Annotated in this window: 1 protein-coding gene; it reads right to left on the minus strand. The window is 57.1% G+C overall.

The genetic code is table 11. The features are described from left to right. Window positions 1-1,129, minus strand: a 1,129-nt coding sequence (locus tag ACFPAH_RS23040; protein WP_379750008.1) for an IS481 family transposase, incomplete at its 3' end; no start/stop codon positions are given. Window positions 1,130-1,153: the final 24 nt, after the last annotated feature.

The raw sequence follows: 1,153 nt of genomic DNA on the forward strand, positions 1-1,153 counted from the left end.
ACTTGGTCATGTCGATTTCATGCAGTTCGGTGCCACAGAAATAGACTCTGTAGACGCCGTCGACGCCAGTCGGTCGCAACGCAATTTCGTGCCCGATGAGCCCCTCACCGATGAAGCACTCGTGCTTCTTGAGCATGACATGACCGTTTCCTCTGACTTTCAAAACCCGGTCTCCAGGGAGGTATTCGACTGGAGGCAGTACGGCAGGGAACTCCCTGCCGCTGCGGCGGTAGCGATTTATGGGGGTCGCATGGTCAAGGGCATGATGTGGACGCAGGTGGTTGTAGATCGAGCGCCACTCGTCAAACGCTGCCTGGCAGTCGGCAATCGTTTGAAATCCGCGCCGCGTAATCAGTTCGAGCTTCAAAGTCCGATGGAATCGTTCATCTTTGCCCTGTGTTTGCGGGTGATAGGGTCGGCTATGGCTCACCCGGATACCTAGTCGAATCAGCCAAGCTTCTAGCGTTGAGATACCCATGCCGCGTGGCAGTCCCCAAGGCGGCCCATTATCAGTGGTGATCCGATCGGGTAGCCCATACCGCTCGAACGTGGTCGTTAGCGCGGCCTTTACCGTACCGGTTTGCTCGTTTGCGCATGCCGCCAAACACAAATTGAACCTGGAGTGGTCGTCCAACACGGTCAATGGATGGCACCGACCCGCCCGACTGTTACTCAAGGCGAAGTGTCCTTTGAAATCCATCTGCCAAAGCATGTTGGGCTCAGCGTGCTCGAATCGCTTTGTAGCAGCATCGGACCCTTTGACGCTGCCATGTATCTGACGGCCGTGGCGTCGCAAAATGGCGTCGATCGTGCTGGGATGGGGAAGGCTGGAATCTTGCGGAAGAAGTGCCTGGAGCTTGCGGCTTCCCCAGCAATCGTATGCGTCATGCAAACGAAGAACGCTTGCCTCGAGCTCCTCGCTCGAGCGCGAAGGTGATGAATGCGGGCGGCGAGACCTGTCTGCAAGCCCCGCTTCGCCTTCGTCAGCGAAGCGCTTCAGCCACTTGTAGCCAGTCTTTCTGCTGACTTTGTACGCCGCGCAAATAGCCTGAACGTTCGCCCCTGGAGCGCTCGCAAGCCGGACAAATTCCAGTCGCATTGACATGGTTGATGACTCCTTCCAAGGCATCGCACGCTCCCAATTCTTGAGGTG

It is taken from the genome of Massilia sp. GCM10023247 (assembly GCF_042653325.1).
Classification (GTDB): domain Bacteria; phylum Pseudomonadota; class Gammaproteobacteria; order Burkholderiales; family Burkholderiaceae_D; genus Telluria.